This is a genomic window from Photobacterium damselae (genome assembly GCF_003026815.1).
Taxonomy (GTDB): domain Bacteria; phylum Pseudomonadota; class Gammaproteobacteria; order Enterobacterales; family Vibrionaceae; genus Photobacterium; species Photobacterium damselae.
Window position 1 is genome coordinate 80,105 of sequence record NZ_PYOG01000020.1, and the last position, 6,914, is coordinate 87,018.

The following is a 6,914-nucleotide window of genomic DNA, read 5'->3' on the forward strand; positions in this document are numbered from 1 at the left end:
TACAAAGTTAGTTACTATCGGTTTTATGGATACTTTAGATGCAGTTTTCTATTGAACAATTGGAGGCTTTTGTCGCCGCCGCTGAAACGGGTTCTTTCTCAGCCGGAGCTCGAAAATTAAATAAAGCACAATCTGTGATCAGTACTGCGGTAGCCAATTTGGAATTGGATCTTAATGTGACTTTGTTTGATCGTACTACGCGAAAGCCACAGCTTACCGAGCATGGACATACGTTGTTGGTAAAAGCGAAACGGATCCTATCTCAATGCCAACAGTTAGTTGCCAATGCAGATGAATTACAGCAAGGGGTTGAATCAAAGCTAACTATTGCGCTGCAGTCGATGACAATGAGTCAGCCGCTAACCCAAGCTTTAGCCAAATTTGAGCAAGACTACCCATTTGTTGAGATTGAAATTTTAAATGCAACTGAAGATGAAATTGTCTCTTTACTCAATTCTGGTCGGGCGCAAATAGGGGCTCTACTTCAACTAGATACACTACCTCAGGAAATTGAAGCGCACGGTATTGGTAGCTTGGCTATGGTCTGTATTGTAGCCCCTTCTCATCCATTAGCTCGTAAGTCACAAATTGATTGGCCTGATCTTATTACCCATCGCCAAATTGTCCTATCTGGTCGTCATCATCAACATAAGCGTTGGCAAGTTTCTGATTCAATATGGAGTACGGAAAGTGCCATTAGCGCAGTAAACTTAGTGATGGGAGGGATCGGTTGGACTGTGGTGCCTTTAGATATGGTGAAAGACCTAATTGCTGCAAATGTGCTAACACGCCTTCCATTGAGTTTTGAGGGGCAAACTTGGCATCAAGGTGTTGATATTGTTTGGACTCGTTTGCATCCAGCGGGTCCAGCTGCACGTCAATTACGGCTATATTTAACCGAGGCTAGGCTGAGTTAACAGATAAAGTAACGTTCTAAAATAGCAGCGGTAAAATTGGTTTTTAAATAGAAACCTCGAGGCAGTGTTTTGATTGGCTGACCATTAGCACCATAGGCTTCAGTTAATGCTTTGCTATTGGCTGCTTTAGGACGTAATTGTAGAACTTCGCCGTGGCGTGCGGTGATCTGCTCTACCTGTCCTAAGACAATCATATCCATTAACTCTTCCCAATCTTGCTGTAATTGTGCTTCTTCTTGTGCTGATGGACTCCAAATCAAAGGAGACCCTACATGCCTATCTGCTAGAGGTAAATCGCGTTCACCTTCAACGGGTATCCACAATACACGCGCTAATTTGTGTCGAATATGGCTTTGCTGCCAACTGAGGCCTTGAACACCAATTAATGGTGCAACACATACAAAAGTGGTTTCTAGCGGTTTGCCATTATAGCCAATCGGGATGGTTTTTAGCTCAATGCCAAGTTCGGCAAAATCAGGGACGGGCTTACTGCCAGCACTGGCTCCTAAATGCCATTCGAGCAGTTGACCCACCCAGCCTTTATCTCGACGAAGATCAGGAGGTACAACAATTCCTGCTTGATATGCTAATTCTCCCAGGGTCAGACCTGCCAACTCTTGGGCTCGTTGTAATAGTTCATTTTCAGACAAAGGGGTGGGGCGCATGGTAAAAATCTATGTAGCAAATAAGACCATAATGGTAACACGAATAGGATACTGACAAATAACGGTACGATATATTGGAATTGTTGACTCAAGATCCCAAGAAAAAGATATCCACAGGCAAAAATAAAAATTTTCATTAAAAAACGAATACTGGCTGTTTGAACAGTGGTTTGCGTGGTTATTAAGCATGTTGTTGTGTTTTTTTTATTCAAAAGTTTAGTGTTGTTGTGGATAAAGCTAAAGTTGGTTGATCTTTAACCGATCTATTTTTTGTTCGTTAGGATCTTTTATAATTAAATCAAGTTAGATGACTGGTGTGGTTGTAAGGTCTTGTTTTTAAACTTTAATATTAAGTATTCTTGCGTTTTTTATTCATGCTTCTTGAATGGTGATGTCGTTAATTTTGGCTTGAAATTGAGTTTCTACACAAATCTATCCACAGAAAGAGTGAATAAATGTGGGATAGGTCTCATTTGGATGTTCATAAAGTTATATGAAGTGTGAAGTTATCCAGAAAGTGCGGGGAATGTAGGAAAAAAGAGTTATTAATTAGAATGTTTGTTTACCCTTACCCACATTATGTGAAAAAATCGAGGTAATAGATATTTATAATTGAGGTCGTCCAGTGATTGATGGCGATGGATACCGTCCTAATGTAGGAATTGTTATCTGCAATAGCCGCGGCCAAGTATTCTGGGCTCGACGATATGGACAACACTCTTGGCAGTTTCCACAAGGTGGCATAGACGATGGTGAAACACCAGAACAAGCTATGTATCGCGAACTGTATGAGGAAGTAGGACTAACGAAAAAGGACGTAAGAATTGTAGCATCTAGCCGCCATTGGCTACGTTATAAATTACCAAAGCGTTTGGTTCGTTGGGACTCAAAACCTGTTTGTATCGGGCAAAAGCAGAAGTGGTTTTTGCTGAGCTTGGAATGTGATGAGTCCAAGGTCAATATGCAGCGAGGAAACACACCAGAATTTGATGGTTGGCGTTGGGTCAGCTATTGGTATCCGGTGCGTCAGGTGGTGTCATTTAAGCGTGATGTGTATCGTCGTGCATTAAAGGAATTTGCCGCTCTTGCGATGCCTTTTCAAGAGCGAAAAGAACGTAAGTTTAAACGCAAAAACCGCCGCAACTAAATTTGGAAGAGGCAATAGCGATAGAAGGAATTAATTTGGCATGCTGGCGCAGTTACGCGAAATTGTTGAAAAAGTAGTCAGTGCATCCAATCTTATTGATGCACTAGATCAATTGGTCATTCAAACGTGTCTTGCGCTCGATGCAGAGTGTTGCTCTATCTATATTGCCGATCATGGCCGCCGAGAATATACCTTAATGGCGACCAAAGGCCTTCATAAGCAAAGTGCTCATGTAGCCCTAAAATTTGATGAGGGCTTAGTTGGGCTTGTGGGTCGTAAAGCTGAGCCTGTTAATGTAGCAGATGCTCATAATCATCCTGAGTTTAAACACCTACCTGATATTGGCGAAGAGAGGTTTGCTTCTTTCTTTGGTACGCCAATTATTCATCAACGCCAAGTTCTTGGAGTTTTGGTGATTCAACAACGCTGTTGTCGAGTTTTTGATGAGAGCGAAGAATCTTTTATGGTCACCTTGGCCGCTCAAATTGCCACAATTCTTGCTCATGCGAAAGCGCAAGGTATGTGGCCTCGTCAACGTCAGGGCATGCACTATACTGGTGTTGTTGCTTCAACTGGGATTGCCGTTGCAAAAGCGTGGTGGGATGACACTCAACCTCAGTTAGAGTCGGTACAGCCAGCTTTTGCCGCTGATATTATTCAAGAGCAAGAGCGCCTTTCTATTGCGATCGATAAAGCCAGTGCTGAGTTTCGTCGCTTGCGTAAACGTTTTGATAATGAGCTACAAAAAGAGACGCTAGCCATTTTTGATCTGTTTAATCATCTACTCAATGATCCTATGTTGAGAAAAGATCTGTTTGCCAAGATCAACGCAGGTGATTTAGCTGAATGGGCTGTGCGTCAAGTCGTTGAAGATTATTCAGCCCGTTTTGCTCAAATGAGAGATGAGTACCTAAAAGAGCGAGCCCAAGATTTACGTGAATTGGGGCAGCGGCTGCTCTATTTTCTCTCTCATGATGAAGTAGTTGAGCAAAAATGGGATGAGCCGATTGTCCTGTTAACGCGAGAGCTAACCGCGGCCATGTTAGCGAGTATTCCTACCGATAAATTAGCCGCTGTTGTTGCTCAAGAGGGGGCTGCTAACTCTCATGCGGCTATCTTATCGCGTACTCTTGGTGTCCCTGCGATCATGGGGGTCGATTTTGTTCCTGAATCAGCGCACAACAAGCGAGTTATTGTTGATGGCTATCGGGGCGAATTTACCGTACAGCCTAATCGTTTAGTGCTAAAAGAGTATCGACGCCTCCTTAAAGAAGAACAAGAACTGACGCAAATTGTTTCTGAAGAGTTAGCTCGACCAGCAATCACATCAGATGGATGTAAGGTTCAAACGTATTTGAATACGGGGCTAAACTCTGAAACTTGCCAAAATTTAAAAGCTGGCATCGATGGTGTTGGGCTTTATCGCACCGAAGTTCCTTTTTTATTACAGCACAGTTTTCCCTCTGAAGATGAACAACGCAGCCAATATCATACGATGTTGACAACCTATGCTCCTATGCCTGTGGTGATGCGAACGCTCGATATTGGGGGGGATAAACCATTACCTTATTTGCCAATAGAAGAAGATAATCCTTTTCTGGGTTGGCGAGGCATTCGTTTTACTCTTGATCACCCAGAAATTTTCACGATTCAAGTGCGAGCTATGTTGCAAGCCAGTATTGGGCTGAATAACTTAGATATTTTACTTCCGATGATCTCTAGCGTTGGCGAAATTGAAGAAGCCAAAGAGTTAATCGATAAAGCCTACCAAGATGTGTTGCTGCAAGCTCAAGGTCGGGGACTGTCATTATCTTATCCTCGTATCGGCATTATGATCGAAGTGCCGTCTATGCTGTATCAGCTAGATGCACTACAAGGACGAGTCGATTTTATCTCGGTGGGAAGTAACGATTTAACTCAGTATTTGTTAGCAGTTGATCGAAATAATGCTCGGGTGGCAAGCGTATATGACCCACTTCATCCTGCGGTATTGCACGCACTCCACCATATTGTGCAAAGCAGTAATCGGTTACAGATTCCGGTGAGTTTGTGCGGTGAGCTTGCAGGAGACCCTTTAGGTGCCGTTTTACTTGTTGGAATGGGTTACCGCTCACTAAGTATGAATACCCGCAGCATGGCAAAAATAAAATACATGCTGAAACATTTAACGATTGCGGATATGGAAAGTTTAGCGCAGTCTGTCCTTTCTGTTTATTTTGCCCAAGATGTGCGGGCCCAAACGGTTCAATTTTTAGAGCATCATGGCTTGGGTGGATTAGTACGCGCAGGTAAGTTTTAATTTTTTATTAGGTCAAACTATGTTGGAAAATGCGCTTTGGCTCTTTGGTATGTGTCTACTGGTAGGCAGTTCCGTTGGCTTCTTAGCTGGTTTACTGGGGATCGGTGGGGGCCTAGTTGTTGTTCCTGCTTTGGTTTGGTTACTGCCTCATGCTGGAATTAGCAGTAATTTAGTGATGCATATTGCTTTAGGGACCTCGCTTGCCAGTATTGTGTTAACCTCTGGTGCATCGGCACGTAACCACATTCGCCTAGGCAACGTAGATTATTCTATTGTTAAAGCGTTGGCTCCTGGGGTGGTTTTAGGCGGATTTGGTGGCAGTTTTATCGCTGAAATTGTTCCAACTGAACTATTACCTAAAATATTTGCCACAATAGTACTTACTTTAGCAATCCAAATGCTGCTATCGATGCGGTTAGGTCGCAAAGAGCAACGTTTACCTTCAACTGTTGCCTGTGCAAGTAGTGGGGCTGTGATTGGTGTTATCTCTAGCTTAGCGGGCATAGGGGGCGGATCACTGACAGTACCATATTTAAGCTGGCACGGTGTTGAAATGCGAAAAGCGATTGGCTGTGCCTCTTTTGCCGGAGCAATGATTGCTATTGCTGGCATGATTGGATTTATTACAGCAGGTGTTGGAAGCGAATCTTTACCGCCATACAGCTTAGGTTATGTCTATTTACCCGCATTATTAGGTATAGTAACAACATCTGTGATAACAACACGTTATGGTGCAGCTTTAGTCAGCCGATTGCCCACTGTAACACTAAAGAAAATTTTTGCCGTATTTCTCCTATTTATTAGTGTGAAAATGTTTTTGGGATAAAAAGATAATCATTGGGTTATTTTTCTAGATAAAGAGATAAGTAAATGCAGGGGTATTTAACCTTTCCACAAATTGATCCCGTGTTGGTTCAAATAGGTCCATTAGCTATTCGCTGGTATGGTTTGATGTATTTGATCGGTTTTGCCTTTGCCATGTGGCTTGCAAATCGTCGAGCAGATCAACCAGGAAGTGGCTGGACAAAAGATCAAGTTAGCGACCTATTATTTGCAGGTTTTCTTGGGGTCGTAATTGGTGGTCGAATTGGCTATGTGCTGTTCTACAACTTTGATCTTTTCCTCGCAAATCCTCTCTATCTATTTAAGGTCTGGACCGGTGGTATGTCGTTCCACGGCGGCTTGTTAGGTGTGATCACAGCTATGTTCTGGTATGGGCATAAAAATGGCCGTACTTTCTTCTCTATTGCCGACTTTATTGCACCATTGGTACCATTTGGTTTAGGTATGGGACGTTTAGGTAACTTTATCAATGGCGAATTATGGGGCCGTGTGACAGATGTTCCTTGGGCGATGATCTTCCCAACTGGCGGTCCACTTCCTCGCCACCCATCACAGCTTTATGAGTTTTTATTAGAAGGTGTGGTGTTATTTATCATTCTGAACCTATTTATTCGTAAGCCTCGTCCAACAGGTGCGGTATCTGGCTTGTTCTTACTTTGCTATGGTTCATTCCGCTTCTTTGTTGAGTTCTTCCGTCAACCTGATGCCCAACTTGGTTTCTTTGATGGTTGGTTAACGATGGGACAGATCTTATCAACCCCAATGATTCTGCTAGGTGCTGCAATCCTTATCTGGGCTTATAAAAAGAAACCAGAAAGTTCAGCTGCATAAATAGCCATATAAAATAAGAGATCGTTTAATTTTAAAAGCAGTCGTTAGTGAACTGACCCCCAATAGTTGGACACCAATTATTGGGTAATGCCGTTCACTTAAGAGTGAACGGCATTCTTTTTCTTGGGATACCGTTGGGGTCTTGGCTTAACTGCCCTTGGAAAAGATCTTTCCCTTCGCCCTTCAAGAATTAAACTTTCAGCCATAGCATG

General features: G+C 42.9%; 6 protein-coding genes. 5 read left to right on the forward strand and 1 reads right to left on the reverse strand.

Features of this window, described 5'->3' with window-relative positions:
* Positions 1 to 38: 38 nt before the first annotated feature.
* Entirely contained in the window at positions 39 to 917 is an 879-nt protein-coding gene (locus tag CTN07_RS15850) for a LysR family transcriptional regulator (RefSeq protein ID WP_005301234.1), read from the forward strand.
* On the opposite strand, the gene mutH is transcribed toward CTN07_RS15850, so the two are convergent.
* Positions 914 to 1,582 (reverse strand): DNA mismatch repair endonuclease MutH, encoded by a 669-nt coding sequence (mutH, locus tag CTN07_RS15855; RefSeq protein WP_005301232.1) that lies wholly within the window; start codon positions 1,580 to 1,582, stop codon positions 914 to 916. The two genes, CTN07_RS15850 and mutH, sit on opposite strands and share 4 nt — an antisense overlap.
* A gap of 625 nt (positions 1,583 to 2,207) precedes the next feature.
* Here mutH and rppH point away from each other — a divergent pair.
* From rppH to lgt, 4 genes are read left to right on the forward strand one after another with little or no spacing between them, the layout of a single operon-like run.
* Complete coding sequence (gene rppH, locus CTN07_RS15860; protein WP_036764409.1) at positions 2,208 to 2,729, forward strand: RNA pyrophosphohydrolase; 522 nt, start codon at positions 2,208 to 2,210, stop codon at positions 2,727 to 2,729.
* A 40-nt stretch (positions 2,730 to 2,769) separates the two neighbouring features.
* Positions 2,770 to 5,028, forward strand: a complete 2,259-nt coding sequence (ptsP, locus tag CTN07_RS15865; RefSeq protein WP_005301223.1) for a phosphoenolpyruvate--protein phosphotransferase — start codon at positions 2,770 to 2,772, stop codon at positions 5,026 to 5,028.
* A 19-nt stretch (positions 5,029 to 5,047) separates the two neighbouring features.
* Positions 5,048 to 5,854 (forward strand): sulfite exporter TauE/SafE family protein, encoded by an 807-nt coding sequence (locus CTN07_RS15870; RefSeq protein ID WP_005301221.1) that lies wholly within the window; start codon positions 5,048 to 5,050, stop codon positions 5,852 to 5,854.
* Between the two features lie 44 nt (positions 5,855 to 5,898).
* Positions 5,899 to 6,702 (forward strand): prolipoprotein diacylglyceryl transferase, encoded by an 804-nt coding sequence (gene lgt, locus CTN07_RS15875; protein WP_005301219.1) that lies wholly within the window; start codon positions 5,899 to 5,901, stop codon positions 6,700 to 6,702.
* Positions 6,703 to 6,914 lie beyond the last annotated feature (212 nt).

What these genes read in the sequence shown, in the direction of transcription:
- CTN07_RS15870 (WP_005301221.1), top strand. Translation starts at nt 5,048, where the DNA reads ATGTTGGAAAATGCGCTTTGGCTCTTTGGTATGTGTCTACTGGTAGGC.
- ptsP (WP_005301223.1), top strand. Translation starts at nt 2,770, where the DNA reads ATGCTGGCGCAGTTACGCGAAATTGTTGAAAAAGTAGTCAGTGCATCC.
- lgt (WP_005301219.1), top strand. Translation starts at nt 5,899, where the DNA reads ATGCAGGGGTATTTAACCTTTCCACAAATTGATCCCGTGTTGGTTCAA.
- mutH (WP_005301232.1), bottom strand. Translation starts at nt 1,582, where the DNA reads ATGCGCCCCACCCCTTTGTCTGAAAATGAACTATTACAACGAGCCCAA.
- CTN07_RS15850 (WP_005301234.1), top strand. Translation starts at nt 39, where the DNA reads ATGCAGTTTTCTATTGAACAATTGGAGGCTTTTGTCGCCGCCGCTGAA.